The sequence below is a fragment of the Nocardioides sp. NPDC000445 genome (assembly GCF_040300245.1).
Taxonomy (GTDB): Bacteria; Actinomycetota; Actinomycetes; order Propionibacteriales; family Nocardioidaceae; genus Nocardioides.
The window spans coordinates 209,847-227,538 of record NZ_JBEPDH010000004.1 but is presented as its reverse complement, the minus strand read 5'-3'; the positions used below and the strand labels follow the sequence as shown (position 1 = coordinate 227,538).

The 17,692-nt window shown below is 66.6% G+C and carries 18 protein-coding genes and 3 tRNA genes; 7 read left to right on the top strand and 14 right to left on the bottom strand.

What is annotated here, in order from left to right; genetic code table 11:
* Window positions 1–61 precede the first annotated feature (61 nt).
* The gene (locus ABT304_RS07560) at window positions 62–769 is read right to left on the bottom strand and encodes a DUF6338 family protein (protein ID WP_350714102.1); all 708 of its coding nucleotides are present in this window, start codon (window positions 767–769) and stop codon (window positions 62–64) included.
* Window positions 770–1,345: 576 nt separating this feature from the next.
* Between ABT304_RS07560 and ABT304_RS07555 the strand changes: the two genes are divergently transcribed.
* The 3 genes from ABT304_RS07555 to ABT304_RS07540 all read left to right on the top strand — a co-directional run bounded on the left by ABT304_RS07555 (window position 1,346) and on the right by ABT304_RS07540 (window position 5,013).
* Window positions 1,346–2,434 carry a hypothetical protein gene (locus tag ABT304_RS07555; RefSeq protein WP_350714100.1) on the top strand — a complete coding sequence of 363 codons (1,089 nt, stop codon included), beginning with the start codon at window positions 1,346–1,348 and terminating at the stop codon, window positions 2,432–2,434.
* 1,191 nt (window positions 2,435–3,625) lie between these two features.
* Window positions 3,626–3,829: a helix-turn-helix domain-containing protein gene (locus ABT304_RS07545; protein ID WP_350714099.1), complete on the top strand. Its 204-nt coding sequence runs from the start codon at window positions 3,626–3,628 to the stop codon at window positions 3,827–3,829.
* The gene (locus tag ABT304_RS07540) at window positions 3,826–5,013 is read left to right on the top strand and encodes a site-specific integrase (protein WP_350714098.1); all 1,188 of its coding nucleotides are present in this window, start codon (window positions 3,826–3,828) and stop codon (window positions 5,011–5,013) included. The genes ABT304_RS07545 and ABT304_RS07540 overlap by 4 nt, the downstream gene beginning before the upstream one ends.
* Before the next feature lie 97 nt (window positions 5,014–5,110).
* Here ABT304_RS07540 and ABT304_RS07535 read toward each other — a convergent pair.
* The 3 genes from ABT304_RS07535 to ABT304_RS07525 all read right to left on the bottom strand — a co-directional run bounded on the left by ABT304_RS07535 (window position 5,111) and on the right by ABT304_RS07525 (window position 5,415).
* Window positions 5,111–5,185: transfer RNA gene (locus ABT304_RS07535), tRNA-Val, on the bottom strand.
* A gap of 51 nt (window positions 5,186–5,236) precedes the next feature.
* Window positions 5,237–5,307, bottom strand: a tRNA-Cys gene (locus tag ABT304_RS07530).
* 35 nt (window positions 5,308–5,342) lie between these two features.
* A tRNA-Gly gene (locus tag ABT304_RS07525) sits at window positions 5,343–5,415 on the bottom strand.
* A gap of 168 nt (window positions 5,416–5,583) precedes the next feature.
* Between ABT304_RS07525 and ABT304_RS07520 the strand changes: the two genes are divergently transcribed.
* Window positions 5,584–6,405 (top strand): aminotransferase class IV, encoded by an 822-nt coding sequence (locus ABT304_RS07520; protein WP_350714096.1) that lies wholly within the window; start codon window positions 5,584–5,586, stop codon window positions 6,403–6,405.
* Window positions 6,406–6,444: 39 nt separating this feature from the next.
* Here the strand turns inward: ABT304_RS07520 and ABT304_RS07515 are convergent, their stop codons facing one another.
* The 9 genes from ABT304_RS07515 to ABT304_RS07480 all read right to left on the bottom strand — a co-directional run bounded on the left by ABT304_RS07515 (window position 6,445) and on the right by ABT304_RS07480 (window position 14,123).
* The gene (locus ABT304_RS07515; protein WP_350714094.1) at window positions 6,445–6,969 is read right to left on the bottom strand and encodes a GNAT family N-acetyltransferase; all 525 of its coding nucleotides are present in this window, start codon (window positions 6,967–6,969) and stop codon (window positions 6,445–6,447) included.
* Window positions 6,970–7,058: 89 nt separating this feature from the next.
* Complete coding sequence (locus ABT304_RS30850) at window positions 7,059–7,160, bottom strand: MFS transporter small subunit (RefSeq protein ID WP_502890299.1); 102 nt, start codon at window positions 7,158–7,160, stop codon at window positions 7,059–7,061.
* A complete protein-coding gene (locus ABT304_RS07510) occupies window positions 7,157–8,551 on the bottom strand; it encodes an OFA family MFS transporter (protein WP_350714092.1) in 1,395 nt (464 codons plus the stop codon). Before ABT304_RS07510 ends, ABT304_RS30850 begins: the two co-directional genes overlap by 4 nt.
* 161 nt (window positions 8,552–8,712) lie before the next feature.
* Window positions 8,713–9,150, bottom strand: a complete 438-nt coding sequence (locus tag ABT304_RS07505; RefSeq protein ID WP_160023473.1) for an SsgA family sporulation/cell division regulator — start codon at window positions 9,148–9,150, stop codon at window positions 8,713–8,715.
* Between the two features lie 101 nt (window positions 9,151–9,251).
* Window positions 9,252–10,160, bottom strand: coding sequence for a 5'-3' exonuclease (locus ABT304_RS07500; protein WP_350714245.1), 909 nt, complete (start codon window positions 10,158–10,160; stop codon window positions 9,252–9,254).
* A 24-nt stretch (window positions 10,161–10,184) separates the two neighbouring features.
* Window positions 10,185–10,997, bottom strand: coding sequence for an ABC transporter permease (locus tag ABT304_RS07495; protein ID WP_350714090.1), 813 nt, complete (start codon window positions 10,995–10,997; stop codon window positions 10,185–10,187).
* Window positions 10,994–11,854, bottom strand: a complete 861-nt coding sequence (locus ABT304_RS07490) for an ABC transporter permease (protein WP_350714089.1) — start codon at window positions 11,852–11,854, stop codon at window positions 10,994–10,996. Before ABT304_RS07490 ends, ABT304_RS07495 begins: the two co-directional genes overlap by 4 nt.
* Window positions 11,851–13,026: an extracellular solute-binding protein gene (locus ABT304_RS07485; protein ID WP_350714087.1), complete on the bottom strand. Its 1,176-nt coding sequence runs from the start codon at window positions 13,024–13,026 to the stop codon at window positions 11,851–11,853. Before ABT304_RS07485 ends, ABT304_RS07490 begins: the two co-directional genes overlap by 4 nt.
* Before the next feature lie 26 nt (window positions 13,027–13,052).
* A complete protein-coding gene (locus tag ABT304_RS07480; RefSeq protein ID WP_350714085.1) occupies window positions 13,053–14,123 on the bottom strand; it encodes an ABC transporter ATP-binding protein in 1,071 nt (356 codons plus the stop codon).
* An 86-nt stretch (window positions 14,124–14,209) separates the two neighbouring features.
* On the opposite strand from ABT304_RS07480, the gene ABT304_RS07475 reads away from it, so the two are divergent.
* The 3 genes from ABT304_RS07475 (at window position 14,210) to ABT304_RS07465 (ending at window position 16,184) form a co-directional block, all read left to right on the top strand.
* On the top strand, window positions 14,210–14,950 hold the full coding sequence (locus ABT304_RS07475) for a FadR/GntR family transcriptional regulator (RefSeq protein ID WP_160023483.1): 741 nt from the start codon (window positions 14,210–14,212) through the stop codon (window positions 14,948–14,950).
* Entirely contained in the window at window positions 14,947–15,648 is a 702-nt protein-coding gene (locus ABT304_RS07470; RefSeq protein WP_350714083.1) for a cache domain-containing protein, read from the top strand. Before ABT304_RS07475 ends, ABT304_RS07470 begins: the two co-directional genes overlap by 4 nt.
* 77 nt (window positions 15,649–15,725) lie before the next feature.
* Window positions 15,726–16,184: an Lrp/AsnC family transcriptional regulator gene (locus tag ABT304_RS07465; RefSeq protein WP_457164359.1), complete on the top strand. Its 459-nt coding sequence runs from the start codon at window positions 15,726–15,728 to the stop codon at window positions 16,182–16,184.
* Window positions 16,185–16,222: 38 nt separating this feature from the next.
* Here the strand turns inward: ABT304_RS07465 and ABT304_RS07460 are convergent, their stop codons facing one another.
* Entirely contained in the window at window positions 16,223–17,602 is a 1,380-nt protein-coding gene (locus tag ABT304_RS07460; protein WP_350714081.1) for a KamA family radical SAM protein, read from the bottom strand.
* Window positions 17,603–17,692 lie beyond the last annotated feature (90 nt).

Below are 17,692 nucleotides of genomic sequence, written 5' to 3'. Positions count from 1 at the left end.
CCGGTGGGGTACCCAAAGGCGCAGGCCGCAAGTCTCGCGAATGGAGAGCCTCCGATTCGTACTACTGAGGATCGGGAGGTTCGGGAGGTTCAGGCCAATGGTCCACGTAGAGGAACCTCATTGCTCGCGCACTGACCGCGACCGCTCCGTAATCCTTCACGTCAACCACACCGTCTTTCGAGTAATACGTTATCGGGGCAGCCAGAACGATGTCGCGGTCTGCGGTGTCGGCGGCTTCTGGGTTGAACGTTTGTAGCCACCCGACTACCCGAGAACCATCATCAAAATGACATGTGACTTCCTTGTACATGTCCGAGTCGGTCTCATGGAATAGTTGTGTCCAGCCCGAAACGGTGCGTGTCGCGGTGGCGGGAAGCAACAATCGGGTTGGGGCACTGTTCCGGACTCGATCACGCACCTTCGGATGGTTGAGCATGCCAGCGACAGCGACCGCGAGGAACATCGCAACCAAGAGCAGGAGAGCGAACCAAAACGCCACAAGGTCAAACGAGTTGCGCACATACACACGTGGAGATGAGACCAGTGCTTCGATGTCTAGGGCGACGGGTCCAGATTTCGGTGCGATCACCCGGACCAGGACGAGAGCTACTGCATCGAACGCCAGACTCGAAAGTACCACGGTGCTCAGTTCATGCAGTGCCGATTTGCTTCGGGGTGCATATGGGCCGCGGTGGTGTATCGAAAGGAAGATCGCACCGGGTGCCAGCGCTACCACAAAGAGCAGCAGACCAACGAACGAATTAGGCATGTCGCCGGGCGTCTAGTCGGCTTGGCGATTCGCCTGCGAACCTGGCTTCGGCGGCTTGGACCCTGGCGGTCGCTTTGGCGGAGTGACCGACTTGTTGGGCTTGGCCTGGCCGCGGTTTCCTGGCTTTTCTCCTGGTCGATCAATGCGAGGTCGACGCTCGGTAGGCTTGTCGTTCTCTGGCACCCGGATACTCCTGAATTCAGCATGACGAACCTTCAGAGGCGACGCTGCACGTCGCTGCCCCGAATCGTCCAGGATTTAGGCAAAGCGTCCCCAACTTGCGGTATGCCAGCTGAAGAGTGTCGCGGCTCCAGGCGGATCGACGCCAGATGCGCGCCCTCGGCTAGAGGCACCTTGTGCGCAGAAGTGCTCCGACGGGATCTCGTCGACTGATCCCCAACTACAGGTATGCGGGACGTGTTGTGCGGTCAGGCCCGGCCGCGGTTCGTCATCTTCTTTGCATTCCGGAGTTTGTCAAGAGCCCAGGCCCTCATCAGACGGGGCAAGTAGGCGACAGGCGACCGATCCAGCACGATTGACCGCCGGCTTCGCGGGCGTCCCGGACAACGAGAGGCAATGATGCTTGACGTACTATTATGCGGCGCGGGGGACACATCCGAAGTTCGTGACGACTTTGTGCACCTTGTTTCCGAGGTTGGTGGAACGCCGCTCCACTACCAGTCGGGCGACATCTTTTACGCGAACACGGCAACGTCGACCTGGGCGGAGAACTCGCAGGCCTCCGTCAAAAGTTCAGACCTCTGCGTGTTCGTCATCGTGCGCGCTTTGGGCTCCATTACCTGGATCACTGAGTTCCGTGAGGTCGTGACCAGCGGCAAGCCATTCGTGATGCTGTGCCTGGACTCCACATACAATCGATACCTGGCCCTCTCCGAAGCAGCGCGGCGCAGTGCCGATCCCGGGCCCGAGGCGGACGATCGCGTCCTGCTCGACACCCTCGCCGCCGTCGAGCGCGATCACCAGATCACCATTGTCCCGTTCCCCGCAGGTGGGTTCGCGGAAGCGCTCCGGCGCCAACTCGCGACAACTTACGCGGTGGCGCTCAAAACGTTGGAGGAACGGAACCGGCGAAGCTTCCTCCGCACCCTCTTCAACGACCCGGAGTCCCTGGCTGCGCATCATCTCGAGTGGGCGACCGAGCTCGCGCTCGACGAAACCGAGGAGAAAGGGCCACGCAAGCAAGCGATTCTTGCCCTCGCGCAGCGCCACGCCACTTCTCAGGAGACCACCTTAGGGCTCCTCGGATCTCCCGAGCAGGGGGTGCAGCGGCTTGCATTCGCGCAGCTTCCGGACTTGTACCTCGAACGCCCGCCCAGGCTTGACTTTCTGCGTGCCGTCATCGAGATCGCAAACGCGACTGATGACGTCGGGGTCGCGCGCCGCCTTCTCCCTACCCTGTTCGACATCGATCTGGCCGCTGCACTCGAGGCGCTCACCGCGCTCAACCTCGCCGACAGCGGACTTCGCCGTCGACTGACCGAGCAACTCGAGCTTCATGAGGACCGGATCCGCGAGTTCGGCCTTACGCCAGACGCGCTACGTCTGGCGCAGCGAGCTCACGTTGGGTCCAACGATCAGGACTGGAAGATGCGGCTCAAGCAATTCATCGAAAGGCACGAGAATGACGGGACCGAGCTGGCTTGATCTGGCTGCTTCATCGCCATCGGGGCGCGGATCGCGGACGTAGCGAAGGGAGCCAGGAACGGGCGACGGCGCGCGCACCCTACAAGGCGAACGTTACACCCGCTTGCGGGAGCGCTGGGCGTTCGAAGAGTCGATGACTTCCGGGCGACAGAGCGCCGTGCGCTCTACATGCTTCCCCGGGCTGGGCATTTGGCCACGCGCTGCGTACGCGCGAATGGTGGGGCCAGCGACTTCGAGGGGTTTCGCCACGTCCTCTGTCGTCCACCAGACCGACTCGGCCGAGGGGGTGGCCTCGCCGTGTTCGAGGTAGGCCATTTGTGCCTCGCGTCGGGCGTCGATCGCTGCCTGTACACGACGAGCGAGGCGGGGGATCAGAAGATTGGGCATCTCGGATTCAGGGAGGTAGCCGTACCTCTGCAGTTCGTCGGGAGGCAGTGCGATCGCATCACGCTCTGCCTGCGAGAGCGTTCCGCTGTCGAAGACGAACAGGATCTTGTCGCCCTCCTTTTCTGAGGGCGCCCAATCGGCGACGAGGAGCTTGGTGATCTGGCGATCCAGGCCCAGCTCCTTGACCTCGCGCTCGCACGCACCAATGGGCGTCTCTCCTGGCTCGACGTACCCGCCATGGATCTCCTATCCTTCCTTGTAGGTGGGCTTGACGAGCAGCACTTGGTCGGCGGCATCGAAGAAGACTGCGCCAGCGGCGACGCGCGGCTGGCCATCGGTGTGGGGTCGTAATACACCCACCCAAGGAGTAGTCGCTCGCACTCAGGCCACGCGGAGTCGGTCCGCGAGTCCCTTCAGTTGGTGGCTCGGCTGGCCCTTCTGGGTGTGGACCCAGGCCTGCACCAGATGGCGGCTGAGGAAGTGGGATCGAACCTGCTCCGGGTCGAGCCGCTCGGCCCGCAGAACCTCCGCAAGTGCCTCCTCGCGGCGGTGCTCAGTGCTCGCGCAACCTCGAGCGCGTGACGTACACGCCGCTCAGTCGTCGCCCCCGAGGTGTCGAGGCCCGGCCGCTTTGCGGTATTTGCGGGGTTTGCGGCATCACTTCCCGCCCGATTGGTCCAGCAACTCAGCACCACACCAACCAGCACCACCAAAGGAGAACCGATCCCGATGTCTCGGAACCCATCGAGCAGGACCATCACCCGCCGCCCCAACCCGCAATCAGACCGCCGAGGAGGCCGACCGGTGACCGAACTGAAGCGTGAGATCCCGCCCATCCTCTACCGCGTCGAGGAAGCCGCCGAGGCACTGCGGATGAGCCGCTCCGTCGTCTACGAGCTGATCCGCTCCGGCCGCCTCCGCACGGTCAAGGGAGGGCGCCGCCGCCTCGTGTCCGTCACGGCACTGACCGAGTACGTAGCCGACCTGATCGAGGAGAACGCAGCATGACCGAAGAGAAGGAGCGCCGGGGTCGCGGAGAGGGTGGTGTCCGGCCGGCAGCGGTACATCGCCGAGACCACCGTCATTACAGCGCCAACGGCAAGCGCATCGTCCGCAGCGGTTCCGGCAAGAGCGAGACCGAAGCACTCCCCAACATGCGGGCTGCCGTCGATAAGTACCGGAGGGGTCTGGTGCCGGAGGCTCGTCACTACACGGTGCGGAAGGCTGTAGAGAACTGGCTGCAGTACGGGCAGGGAGCCGGGCGGGGGGAGAAGACCCGGGAGAAGAACCGGATCATCTGTGAAACCCACATCGTCCCGTACATCGGCGGTCAGAAGCTCAAGCGCCTTACCGTTCAGCACCTGGACGAGTGGCTCGCAGGGAGGGCCGAGGTGCTCGCCACGGACGGCCTTCGCCAGGTCCGCCGCCTGCTGCGCCAATCGATTCGGCGCGCGATGATCCACGGCATGGTTGATAGGAACGTTGCCGATCTGGTCGACCTGCCAAGAGGACGAGCAGGCCGCCCGTCCAAGTCCCTCACTCTCGCTCAGGCAAAGGCAATCCTGACCGCGACGGAGTGCGACACGATGCACCCGTACATCGTGGTCTCCCTGCTCACCGGAGCGCGAACAGAGGAGGTCCGCGCGCTCCGGTGGGATCACGTGAACCTCGCCGGCGACCCTGACGCCGATCCGCCGATGCCGCCGCACGTGTTTGTGTGGCGCTCCGACCGAGAGGGAGGGGAGACCAAGACCCGGAAGTCCAAGCGAACTCTTGCTCTGCCAAAGCAGGTCGCCGTCGTGCACTATGAACACCGAGTGCGGCAGGCGCGGTGGAACCGTCTTGCGAAAGAGAACTGGGTCGAGAACGACCATGTGTTTACGACGACCGTCGGGACCGCGTTGGACGCCGCGAACGTCCGCCGCAGTTTCCGGCGCGCTCTCGGGAAGGTCGACCGGATCGAGCCGAAGGAGTGGACGCCTCGCGAGCAGCGTCATTCGTTCGTCTCGCTGCTCTCCGAGTACGGGGTATCTGTCGAAGAGATCGCGCGCCTCGTCGGTCCCACCGGCGGAAGCAAGGTCACTGAGCTGATCTACCGTCACGAGCTGCGACCGGTGATGGAGACCGGCGCTCAGGCGATGGACGCCGTATTCGGCAAGCCAGGCAAAGAAGATCGTCCCGGAGCCAGTTAGTCAGGCACCTTGTCAGGCAGCGTCGAACACACATTCGATACGGTCAAATGGAACCGGCCCCTGACGTGCGTTTCCGCAGTTCAGGGGCCGGCTTCCGTGGTGGACGATACTGGGTTTGAACCAGTGACCTCTTCCGTGTCAAGGAAGCGCGCTACCGCTGCGCCAATCGTCCGTGCTGTATTCAGTTTGGTGCTGCTTCAGTTTATATCAGGGTGGTGCTTCGAGGTGGGTACGGGATTTGAACCCGTGTACACGGATTTGCAGTCCGTTGCCTCGCCTCTCGGCCAACCCACCGCTGGAGGCAATGCCTCCGGTGGAGACCTACTCCGAGCGGACGACGAGGCTCGAACTCGCGACCTCAACCTTGGCAAGGTTGCGCTCTACCAACTGAGCTACGTCCGCTTGCTGCTTCAGGCCCGGTTTCCCGTGCCCTTGGCGACGAGAAGAACATTATCGGAGCCGCTGCCGGAGGCCAAATCCGGGGTCACCTGCGTGTCATTCACCTGTCATCTCGGGGATCACTCCGGCGCGCTTTCCCGGCTCTGACCAGGGACGTTTTAGAGTTGCCACATGCGCGCGTGGATCGATGGTCAGCTTCTCGACAACCCGGCCGCCCCGGCGGTCTCCATCAGAGACCACGGTCTGGTGGTCGGCGACGGCGTCTTCGAGACGCTCAAGGTGATCAAGGACCAGCCGTTCGCGCTCGCCCTTCACCTCGACCGCCTCGAGCGCTCCGCGAGCGGCCTCGGCCTGCCCACCCTCGACCGCGGACTCGTCACCAAAGGGGTGGAGGCCGTGCTCGGGGCGACCCCGACGGCGTACGGACGGCTGCGGATCACCGTCACGGGCGGGCCGGCGCCGTTCGGGTCCGGGCGCGCGGAGGTGGCGCCCACGATCATCATCGGCCTCGAGGACGCGGAGCCCAGCCCGACCGAGACCAAGGTCGTCAGCGTGCCGTGGCGCCGCAACGAGCACGGCGCGACGACCGGCCTGAAGACGACGTCGTACGCCGATAACGTCATCGCCCTCGCCGAGGCCCGTAAGCACGGGGCCAGCGAGGCGATCTTCGCCAACACCGTGGGCGATCTGTGCGAGGGCACCGGGAGCAACATCTTCTACGTGCTCGACGGGGCGCTCAAGACTCCGACGCTCTCCAGCGGCCCGCTCGCCGGGATCACCCGTGCCTTGGTGCTGGAGTGGTTCGGTGCCGAGGAGACCGACGAGCCCCTGGCCGAGGTCGAGGAGTACGCCACGGAGGTCTTCCTCACCTCCAGCCTGCGCGACGTCCAGGCCGTGACCGAGTGGGGCACGCGCACTCTCCCGCACGGCCCGGTGACCCAGGCGGCGCAGGAGGCGTGGCGTACGAACGAGCCGAGCCTGCTCGGCCTCTAGGCTTCCCAAGGCGCCCCGCTGCGGGTGCCTGTCCGCTGCCTAGGTGGCGGGAGCGTGGGGTGGCGCGACCATTGCGATCTCCATGAGCACCCGCCGCCCCTCCTGCTCCAGGCCGAGCTGCCGTTCGGTCTCGATCAGCCGATGTTGGTACGGCTCGGTCGGCTCGGTCTCGACGAACCCGAGATGGCGATACAACGGCGCGTTCCAGGGCACGTCGGCGTAGGTCATGAGCGTCATCCTGCGTGCCCCAGTGGCCGCGGCCCGCCCGATCGCCGCCTCCACCAGAGCACGCCCGTGTCCGCGCCCCTGGGACGCCGGATCGACCGCCAGCTGTTCCAGGTGCATGTGTCCGTCGAGCTCGAGAACGTGCGCGAAGCCGACCACGTCTGCGCCGTGCACCGCCACCAGCAGGAACCCCGGCTCGATGGCACGTACCGCTCCTTCCGTCGGTGGCGGCCAGCCCGGGTCGTGCCCGAAGTAGTCGACGAACATGGCGTCCCCAGCCGCCTCGATCCTGCTGAGCAACGGAAGGTCGTCGGGCTCGGCCACCCGGGTCGTGTTCATGGTCATGAGACGCTAGCAGCGTCTCGCCGACGCTTCGAACGCTCTTCGAGCGCCTTTCGTGCGCGTACAACGCCGTCGGACGAGAAGCGTCAGCCCGTGAAGAGCTGCGCCGCCCGGCGCAGCGTCTCGATCACGCCGTACGTCAGCGGGATCCCGACCAGCGCCCAGGCGGCGACGATCTTGGGGTTCATGCTGCGCTCCTCTCGGCCGGCGACGGATCGACGGTCGGCTCGTGGTGCCTCTCGTGCACCTGGTGGACGAGCAGGTTGGCGATGAAGCCGACCGCGAGGACGCCGACCATGGTCAGCAGAGCCGGTCGGTAGGCGGCCGCGGTGAGCGTGCCGGGCTCACCCTGCGCGTCGAGGAAGGCGTTGATGATGAGCGGTCCGGCGATGCCCGCGGCCGACCAGGCGGTCAGCAGCCGGCCGTGGATGGCGCCGACCTGGAAGGTGCCGAAGAGGTCGCGCAGGTAGGCGGGGACGGTGGCGAAGCCGCCGCCGTAGAAGGACAGGATCACGACGGCGAGCAGCACGAACAGCGCCATCGAGGTGTCACCGATGGTCGCCAGCAGGAGATAGAGCACCAGTCCGACCCCGAGATACATCATGTAGATCGGCTTGCGACCGATGACGTCGGAGGTCGAGGACCAGATGAACCGGCCGCTCATGTTGGCGATCGAGAGCAGCCCGACGAAGCCGCCGGCCGCGACCGCGCTGACGGAGGAGACTCCGTCGGTGCGGAAGAAGTCCTGGATCATCGGAGCCGCCTGCTCGAGGATGCCGATGCCGGCGGTGACGTTGCAGAAGAGCACGATCCACACCAGCCAGAACGACCGCGTCCTGATCGCGTTGTTGGCCGAGACGCTGGCCGTGGTGACGAGCTTCTTCTCCTTGACGCTGGCCGGGTCCCAGCCCGCCGGCGTCCAGCCCTCGGGTGGGACTCGGACCGTGGCTGCGCCGAAAGACATGAAGACCAGGTAGAGCACGCCGAGGGTCAGGAAGAGCATCATCACCGCGTGGCCGTCGGGGACGGTGCTGGCGTCACCGGTGTAGGACGGGTCGTAGATCGCCAGCAGCCGGCCGCTCAGCGGGCTGGCGATCATCGCGCCGCCGCCGAAGCCCATGATCGCCATGCCCGTGGCCAGGCCCGGCCGGTCCGGGAACCACTTGATCAGCGTGGACACTGGCGAGATGTAGCCGATGCCGAGTCCGATACCGCCGATGACGCCGTAGCCGAGGTAGACCAGCCACAGCTGGCCGGTGCCGATGCCGAGGGCGCCGATGAAGAAGCCGGAGGACCAGAAGACCGCGGCCGCGGTCATCGCCGCACGCGGTCCGTTGCGGTCGACCCAGGTGCCCATCACCGCCGCCGAGAGGCCGAGCATCACGATCGCGATCGAGAAGATCACCCCGATCGCGGTCTGGCTCGTGTCGAAGTGCTCGACCAGGGCGGTCTTGTAGACGCTGGTGGCGTACACCTGGCCGATGCAGAGATGGACGGCGAGGGCGGCGGGCGGGATGAGCCAGCGACTGAAGCCGGGACCGGCCACCGTTCGCTCGCGAGAAAGGAAAGCTGGCAGCACTGTGACCTCCGAGGTGGTGGTGCGGGTGACGCACATCACTACCACAGTTGACGTGGCAACGGCGAGCGATTGCTTCCGGCCAGCGAAATGAACGAACCCTCCAGCCCCGGGGAGTCCGGGACGGGAGGGTTCGTGAACGAATGAGCAGGCGGGCGGAGTGCCTACTCAGCGTCGAAGGAGCTGTCCAGCAGGTCTGCGATCAGCGCGTCGAGATCCAGGTGCTGGCTCTCGGAGCCGACCGGGACGGCCGAGAAGGACTTGCCGAGGAACATCTGCACCTCTCGCGAGTCGGCGGTCGCGATCAGGCGGCCGTCGGGGGAGCTGAAGTCGAAGACGGCGACGGCCTTGGCGTCCTCGTCGATGCTGGGGTAGATCTTCACGTCGCCCTCACCGGCGGGGGCGGCCAGGCCCTGCAGCATCAGCGTTCGGGACACGACCCACTCGACGTCACCGGCACCGGAGTGGAAGGTCAGGCTCACTGCGTACGGGTCGTTCTCGCGGTAGCCGAGGGTCGTCGGCACCTCCACGGTCCGGCCCCAGGGGTCGAGGCACGAGATCTTGATGTCCTGCTGCACTGCCGGGTGCTTGATGTCGCTCATTCGTCCGCTCCTTCTTGGTGGTCTTGCCAAGGAGACGGAGACGTACGCGGCTGATGATGCCGTTTCTACGAACTTTCTGAATCGAGTTGTGGAGACCTGTGTCACACCTGCGCGAGAGCGGCTTCCAGACGGGCGACGGGGGAGGTCAGGTTGTACGTCGCGGCCAGCTCGCGCAGGCGTGCCTGGTCGGCCGGAGCGCTCGGCAGAGCGGTGCCCGTGCGGTCCAGCGGGATGTCCCGCGCGACCGCGACGACCTTCGGCGCGACCGCCAGATAGCCGGCGGCGTCGATGAACTTCTGCCGCTGCGCCTTGGTGATCGAGGTGGTCGGGTCGGCGACGGCGGCGATGATCCCCTCGAGATCCCCGTACTGCTCGAGCAGCTTGGCGGCCGTCTTCTCGCCGACGCCCTTCACGCCAGGCAGTCCGTCGGAGGTGTCGCCACGCATGGTGGCGAAGTCTGCGTACTGCCCGGCGCTGATGCCGTACTTGGCGAGCACCCACTTCTCGTCGACCAGATCCGGGTCGCTCACGCCCCGGGTCGGATAGAGGATGCGTACGCCGGCAGCGTCGTCGACGAGCTGGAAGAGGTCGCGGTCGCCGGTGACGACGTCGACCGGCATCCCCGCACCCGTCGCGAGGGTGCCGATCACGTCGTCGGCCTCGTAGCCGTCGGCGCCGATGACGCAGATCCCGGCAGCGGCGAGCACCTCGCGGATGATCGGCACCTGGACCTGCAGCGGGTCGGGCACCTCCTCGACGTCGGGCGCCGTCTCGAGCTCCTCCACGACCCGGTGCGACTTGTAGGACGGGATCAGGTCGACCCGCCACTGCGGTCGCCAGTCGTTGTCCCAGCAGCACACCAGGTCGGTGGGGGAGTAGTCGTTGACCAGCCGGGAGATGAACTCCAGCAGGCCGCGGACGGCGTTGACCGGAGTGCCGTCCTCGGCTCGGATGTCGGGCACGCCGAAGTAGGCGCGGAAGTAGAGCGACGCAGTGTCCAGCAGGAGCATTCGAGGTTCAGGCACGAGTGAAGCCTAGTGAATGGCCCGCGTCGTGTCGGCCGGGTCGGACGAGAGTCGCTGCGCGAGCCAGATCGGCGCGACCGAGACGACGATCATGACGACCGCCACCACGTTGACAATCGGCGCCTGGCCGGGGCGGAACAGGTTGGTCAGGATCCAGACCGGAAGCGTGGTGACGCCGGGGCCCGCGGCGAAGGTCGTCACGATGATCTCGTCGAAGCTGAGCGCGAACGCCAGCAGCCCGCCGGCCAGCAGCGCCGAACGCAGCTGGGGGAGTGTGACCAGCCGGAACGTGGTCCACATCCCCGCCCCCAGATCGGCGGAGGCCTCCTCGAGGTTGCCGCCCATCCGCCGCAACCGCGCCTGCACGTTGTTGAAGACGGTCACGATGCAGAACGTCGCGTGGGCCACCACGAGCGTGAAGAACCCCAGGCGTACGCCGAGGATCGAGGAGAACGCGTTGGACAGCGCGATACCGGTGACGATGCCGGGCAGGGCGATCGGGAGCACCACCAGCAGGTTGACGGTGTCCTTCCCGAAGAAGGAGTAGCGCTGCATCGCCAGGCCGAGCAGGGTGCCGAGGAGGAGCGCCACCACGGTCGCGCACGCGGCCACCGTCAGCGAGGTGAGGATCGCGTCGTGGGCTCCCGGGTTGACCGCCGCCCGCTGCCACCACTGGGTGGTGAAGCCGCTGGGAGGCCAGGTCAGCGCCTGGGAGGTGTTGAACGAGTTCACCACGACCAGGGCGAGCGGTGCGTACAGCATGGCGAGCACCAGGCCGGTGATCACGGCGAGCAGGCGCCGGGTCGATCTCGAGATGGTCATAGGTTCTCCAGAGCTCCGGTGCGGCGTACCAACGCCAGGTAGATCATGATCACGACGATCGGGATCAGCGCGATCGCAGCGGCCAGCGGCAGGTTGGATCCCGAGTTGATGTAGACGAGGTTGCCGAGCATCTGGTTCGCCCCACCGACGATGTTGACCGTGATGTAGTCGCCCATGGTGAGCGAGAACGAGAAGATCGAGCCCGCCACCAGTCCCGGGACGACCAGCGGCAGCACCACCGTGCGGAACGTCAGCGCCGGCCGGGCGCCGAGATCGCCGGCGGCGTCGAGCAGCGAGTCCGGGACCCGTTCATAGGCCGCGTAGACGGGCAGGATGACGTACGGAAGCCAGATGTACGCCTGGGTGAGCACGATCGCGGTGAGGCCGAATCCCGGGGTACCGAGACCGACCAGGCCGCCGGCCCAGTCCAGCAGTCCGCCGTTGGACAGCAGCGAGCGCCAGGCCAGCGCCTTGACGAGGTAGGACGCCCACAGCGGCGTCAGGAACGCGATGACCAGCAGGTGGCGTGAGCGCCGCGAGGCGACCTTGGCCATGTAGAAGCCGACCGGCAGCGCGATCAGGCAGTCGATGAGCGTCACCAGGAGCGCCACACCGATGGTGCGCACCGTGACGGTCCGGTAGAGCGCCTCGCCGGTGATCTCACGGATGTTGTCGAGGGTGAAGGTGCGCTCGAGCTCGTTGGTGAAGGAGTCGATCGTCCAGAAGGCCGTCACCAGGAGCGCGGCGAGGGCGACGACGTAGACGAGCACCAGCCAGGTGAGGGGTGCGGCCAGCAGGAGGCCGAGGCGGATCCCCGGCCTCCTGCTGAGCGTGCTGCTGACAGAGCTCAAGGTCACCCCTTGATCTCTGCCCAGGCCTTGGTCCAGTCCTGGTAGTCGGTGCACTTCACGTCGGTCCGGCCGTCCAGGCACTTCTCGATCGGCGTGTTCCAGAACCAGATCTTCTCGGCGTACTCCTCATCGCCGGCGTGGAAGGTCTCGCAGTGGCCCTCGGAGGCGAACTCGCAGGCCTTGTCCGAGTTGGGCGCCTCGCCGAAGTACTCCGTCGCCTGGGCGTTGATCTCCGGGTCGGAGATGTGGTTGAGCCAGGCGTAGGCGCAGTTGGGGGACTTCGCGTTCGAGGAGATCATCCAGGTGTCGTTCCACCCGGTCGCGCCCTCGGAGGGGAGGATCGCCTCGACCGAGGCCTTCTTCGGGTCGATCAGGTTGGCGATCACCTGCCAGGTGGTGCCGACCACGGTGTCGCCGGTCTCGAAGGAGGCCTGCGTCTTGGTGTAGTCCGACCAGTACTCACCGACGGATGCCCGCTGCGACTTGAGCAGGTCGACGGCCGCGGCGAGCTGCTTCTCGTCGAGCGAGTAGGGGTTCTCGATGCCCAGGTCGGGCTGGTGCGCCATCAGGTAGACCGCGGCGTCGGCGATGTAGATCGGCGAGTCGTACGCGGTGACCTGGCCCTTGTGCTTCGGCGCGTCCTCGAAGACCGCCTTCCAGGAGGTCGGGGCCGGGTTGACGTCCTTGGTGTTGTACATCAGCAGGTTCGCGCCGTAGCCGTGCGGGATGCCGTAGTTCTTGCCGTCCACGGTGTTCCACTCGCGGTCCTTGAGGAAGTCGTAGACGCCCTCGTAGTTGGGGATCAGGTCGGTGTTCACCTCGGCCGCCTCGCCCGCCGCGATCATGCGCAGGGTGAGGTCGCCGGAAGCGGCCACGACGTCGTACTCACCTGACTTGGCCAGGTTGAAGGCCTCGTCCGAGGTGCCGTAGACCTTCGCGGTGACCTGACAGCCGGTCTCCTCCTCGAAGCCGGAGACCCAGTCGACCTCGGGATCGGTCGAGCCGTCCTCGACGTAGCCGGGCCAGGCCAGGATCGAGACCTCGCCCTCGTTCTCGCCGAGCTTCTCGACCGCTCCGGTCGAGGAGTCGCCGTCGTCGCCGCCACAGGCGCTCAGTGTGATCAGGGACAGGGCCGCGAGGGCGCCCCCGATGGTGTGTCTGGTTCGGATGTTTCGCATGGTCAACCTCTCTGGTGTTCTCTGGCTCATCGGTGTTGCACGGCACGGGACGAATCGGTGCCCAGGGGGACCAGGTCGCCCGGCGACCAGGAGGCGACCACGCGGTCGCCCCGAGACTCTGGTTCGGAGGCATCCGGGTGCAGCGAGCCACGGCTTTGCTCGAGGGCGACCAGCCTGGTGCCGTCCTCGAGCTCGATGTGGACCCGGTGCCCGGTGCCGATGTAGATGGACTCGGTGATCACGCCGGCAGCGGTCATCGCGCCGAGCGGGGCACTCGCGGTCTCCGGAGACAGCAGGATCTTCTCGGGCCGCAGCGCGAAGGCGCCGTCCATCTTCAGCATCCGCTTCGACGCCTGCTCGTCGAAGACGTTGGAGGTACCGACGAAGTCGGCGACGTACTGCGAGGTGGGCCGCTCGTAGATCTCCTTCGGCGTGCCCAGCTGCACGATCTGGCCGCTGTCGAAGACCGCGATCCGGTCGCTGAGGGTGAGTGCCTCCTCCTGGTCATGGGTGACGAACACGAAGGTGATCCCCAGCTCGCGCTGGATCTGCTTGAGCTCGACCTGCATCTGCTCACGCAGCTTGAGGTCGAGCGCGCCGAGCGGCTCGTCGAGGAGGAGCACCCGTGGACGTACGACGATGGCGCGAGCCAGCGCCACCCGCTGCCGCTGACCGCCGGAGAGCTCGGTCGGCTTCCGGTTCGCTACGTGGCCGAGGCGGACCATCTCCAGCGCCTCGCGTGCCCGGGCGCTGCGCTCGGCCTTCGGGACGCCGCGCACGCGCAGGCCGTATGCCACGTTCTCGAGCACGTTGAAGTGCGGGAAGAGCGCGTAGTCCTGGAAGACGGTGGTGACGTCGCGGTCGAAGGGCGCCAGGGCGGTGACGTCCTCGCTGCCGAGGCGGATCGTGCCGGAGTCGGCGTGCTCGAAGCCTGCGATCAGGCGCAGCACCGTCGTCTTCCCGGAGCCGGAGGGCCCGAGCATCGAGAAGAACTCGCCATCGCCGATGGTCAGGTCGAGGGCGTCGACAGCCATCACGTCGCCGTACGCCTTGGTCACAGCTTCGAGCTGGATCTGCGGAGATTCGGTCGGTCCCATTGCTGAATCATATGGAACCAGATCTTAGATTTTAAAGGGTATCTGCGTAAGTTCTTTGTAAACCCACTCGAAGGAGGAGCCCGATCGTGGCCAACGCCCGTGCGATGACCTCGCGCGCCCGGTCGGCGATCTTCGCGCCGATCGGCGACGAAGGCAGAGCCGTACGTGTCGAGAACCGACTGGCGGAGGCGATCCGCTCCGGCGTGCTCGCCGACGGCGACCGGCTACCGAGCGAGCAGGAGCTCGCCCAAATGCTGGGCGTGGCGACGGTGACCGCCCGGGAGGCGCTGGTGTCACTGCGGGCACAGGGCCTGGTCGTGACGACCCGAGGCCGCGGCGGCGGCTCGTTCGTGCGCGCTCCCGATCCCGGCGACGTCGTGAAGGGGCGGCTCGCCACCATGTCGCGGGTGGAGCTGCGGGACCGGGCGAGTCTCTATCAGGTCGTGCTGACCGGCTGTGCGGAGCTCGCGGCCGAACGAGCGGCCCCTGACGAGGTCGAGGACCTCCAGGACCTGCTGATCCCGATGGGCGAGGACGACGTAGGCCGGTGGCGCGACGCGGAGAGCGAGCTCTATCTCTCCGTGGCGGCGCTGACCCAGTCGGCGCGCCTCACCCGGGAGGTGGTGCGGCAGGAGGCCGACTTCGGTACGTTGCTGCGAGTGCCGCTGAGCGAATCGGACTTCCGTCAGGCATCCGCCGCGCGGCATCGGGCGCTCGTCGCCGCGCTGGAGACGGGCGATGTCGCTGCGGCGCGGGGGAGCGTACGCGACCACGTGACCCACGCCGTTGAACGTCTGACCGAGATCCATGAGGTGGTACGACCGTGAACACCGATGTGTCGGCCGACTGTGCCGTCCGGATCGAGCAGCATTTCGGTTCCATCCTCATCGAGCTCGAGCGAGTGCGCGCCGAGGTCGGCGCGCTCTTCGCCGCGGGACCGGTCACCTCGGACGAGCTGATCGCGCAGGTCGAGGCGGGGACGCTGGCGTTCCTCGAGGACCCGATCCTCTTGGGTGGCGGGTTCGTCGTCGCCCCGGACGCGCTCGTCGACCGGCGGCACTACCTGGCCTGGTGGCAGGGTGCCGGCCGCGACTTCCTCGGGGACGCAGTGGTGCCGGCGACGGGCGAGGTCCTCGACTACACCCGCCAGCCCTGGTTCCGGATCCCGGCGCGCACCGGAGCGCTGCACCTCGCCGGGCCCTACGTCGACTTCGTCTGCACCGACGAGTACGTCATGACCACGACGCTGCCGGTCTACGCGGGCGGGCGGATGGTCGGCGTCGCCGGCGCCGACACCTCGGTCGAGACGCTGGAGCGGATGCTGCTGCCCGGCCTGCGCGAGGTCGGTGCCACGCTGGTCAGCTCGCACGGCCGGGTCGTCGTCTCCGCCGACCCGCACCTGGCCACCGGCGAGGTCATGAACGCCGTCCGCGACGAGGCCGTCGACGGGCGGTTGCTGTCGGTCGTCCAGCCTTCTGCGGACGGTCACGGCGAGCTGAAGACGCTCGCCGGATGGCCCCGCTGAAGCCGGAAATCTTTCGACATCAACTACTTTTTTGGACGTTGCGGCGGAGATATTGCTGTTATGGGTACGCTGTCGCCGTGACTGCACCTGAGATCGAGGCCACCGACCGTAAAATCCTCCAGCTTCTTGCGGAGGACGGCCGGATGTCCTACACGGACCTGGGCAAGGCGACCGGCCTGTCGACCTCGGCGGTTCACCAGCGCGTCAAGCGGCTCGAGCAGCGTGGTCTCATCACCGGCTACGGCGCCACCGTCAACTACGCCGCGATCGGGGTGCCGCTGACCGCGTTCGTCGCGGTGCAGCCGATGGACCCCTCGCAGCCCGACGACTGCCCCGAGCGCGTCGCCGACCTCCACGAGGTCGAGGCCTGCTGGTCCATCGCAGGCGTCGAGTCCTACATGCTCAAGGTGCGCGTCGCCACGCCCGAGGCGCTCGAGGAGCTGCTCGGCCGGATCCGCTCGGTGGCCAACGTGTCCACGCGCACCACGATCGCGATGTACACCTACTACGAGAACCGCCCCACCATGACGCACTGAGACCCGGCGCCCAGCGCCGGGTCCCAGTCACGCTCGGGTCACTCCCAGTGCGTACGCCACCACTCCTGGCCCGACTCGGGCAGGGTGTGGATCGGGTCGTAGTACTCGTAGGTCCTGGTCAGCGCCTCGGGGTCCGAGGCCTCGATCGAGGTGCGGTAGTTCTTGGTCCAGTAGGAGATGCCGCGCTCGGTGTCGTAGTCGGCGATCTGGTGGACCCAGCGCTTGCCGACGAAAGGTACGTCGCACACGATGCGCGGGGTGGCGAAGCCGGGCAGGTAGCCCATGATGTCGTGCTGCAGCCGCTGCGCCTCGGCGACCGAGACCCGCCAGTGCTCGCTGAAGGGGATCATGTCGCACATGTAGAAGTAGTAGGGCATGATCTGCGCGCCGTCGAGCAGGCGGAAGCTCAGGTCGAGCAGGCTGTGGCTGTCGGCGTTGACGCCGGCCAGCAGCACTCCCTGGTTGCGTACGTCGCGAACCCCGGCCGCCAGCAGCGCCTTGGACGCCTCGGCGACCAGCGGAGTGACCGAGTTGGCGTGGTTGGCGTGGGTGTGGATCGCCAGCGAGACGCCACGCTCACGGGCGATGGTGGTCACCCGGTTCATCCCCTCCAGGAGCGGCTCCTGGAGCCAGTGCTGGGGGAGGCCGATCAGGCCCTTGGTGGCCAGCCGGATGTCGCGGATGTTGTCGATCGCCATCAGCTTGGTGAGGAAGTCCTCCAGCCGCGGCCAGGGCAGGTTGGCGACGTCGCCGCCGGAGACGACCACGTCGCGCACCTGCGGGGTGTTGCGGAGGTATTCGAGCATCGCCTCGTGGCGGTCGACCGGCTTGCCGGTGAGCTTGAGCTTGTCGATGACCGGGGTCGAGTTGCCGACCAGGTCCATCCGGGTGCAGTGGCCGCAGTACTGCGGGCAGGTGGAGAGCAGCTCGGCGAGCACCTTGGTCGGGTAGCGGTGGGTCAGACCCTCGGCGACCCACATGTCGTGCTCGTGCAGCGAGTCACGGCTCGCCTGCGGGTGTGACGGCCAGTCGGTGCGGCGGTCGGAGAAGACCGGGATCATGTAGTGCCGGATCGGGTCCGCGTAGAAGGCGGCGGTGAACTCCTCACCCGCGTCCGCGCCGGAGGGGACCATCGTGTTCATCATCTGCGGCGGCACCAGCATCGACATCGTCGCCCGCTCGGCCATGTCCTTCTCGAGGTCGGCGTAGAACCGCTCGTCGAGAAGATCGCCCATCAGGGCGCGCAGCTGGCGGACGTTCTTGATGCAGTTGACGCGCTGCCACTGCACGTCGCGCCACTGCTCCTCGGTGATGTCGGCCCAGCCTGGGAACCGGGTCCAGTCGGGTTCGACCAGCTCTACGCGCTGGTAGGCGTAGGGCTGTCCGTCTCGGGTCGTAGGCTCGATGGTTGCCGTCATGTTCTCCACCATAGCGGGAGATCCTGCGGCATCTGCAACCATCGGCCGTAATTCTTCCCGCAACCGCTGGTAGGGTCCGCCGTGAGATGG

Bases quoted from the DNA above. Each gene is read 5' to 3' on its own strand.
- ABT304_RS07505 (WP_160023473.1), bottom strand. From the start codon at position 9,150: ATGAGCGACATCAAGCACCCGGCAGTGCAGCAGGACATCAAGATCTCG.
- ABT304_RS07560 (WP_350714102.1), bottom strand. From the start codon at position 769: ATGCCTAATTCGTTCGTTGGTCTGCTGCTCTTTGTGGTAGCGCTGGCA.
- ABT304_RS07460 (WP_350714081.1), bottom strand. From the start codon at position 17,602: ATGACGGCAACCATCGAGCCTACGACCCGAGACGGACAGCCCTACGCC.
- ABT304_RS07485 (WP_350714087.1), bottom strand. From the start codon at position 13,026: ATGCGAAACATCCGAACCAGACACACCATCGGGGGCGCCCTCGCGGCC.
- ABT304_RS07500 (WP_350714245.1), bottom strand. From the start codon at position 10,160: ATGCTCCTGCTGGACACTGCGTCGCTCTACTTCCGCGCCTACTTCGGC.
- ABT304_RS30850 (WP_502890299.1), bottom strand. From the start codon at position 7,160: ATGAACCCCAAGATCGTCGCCGCCTGGGCGCTGGTCGGGATCCCGCTG.
- ABT304_RS07480 (WP_350714085.1), bottom strand. From the start codon at position 14,123: ATGGGACCGACCGAATCTCCGCAGATCCAGCTCGAAGCTGTGACCAAG.
- ABT304_RS07515 (WP_350714094.1), bottom strand. From the start codon at position 6,969: ATGAACACGACCCGGGTGGCCGAGCCCGACGACCTTCCGTTGCTCAGC.
- ABT304_RS07555 (WP_350714100.1), top strand. From the start codon at position 1,346: ATGATGCTTGACGTACTATTATGCGGCGCGGGGGACACATCCGAAGTT.
- ABT304_RS07520 (WP_350714096.1), top strand. From the start codon at position 5,584: ATGCGCGCGTGGATCGATGGTCAGCTTCTCGACAACCCGGCCGCCCCG.
- ABT304_RS07540 (WP_350714098.1), top strand. From the start codon at position 3,826: ATGACCGAAGAGAAGGAGCGCCGGGGTCGCGGAGAGGGTGGTGTCCGG.
- ABT304_RS07495 (WP_350714090.1), bottom strand. From the start codon at position 10,997: ATGACCATCTCGAGATCGACCCGGCGCCTGCTCGCCGTGATCACCGGC.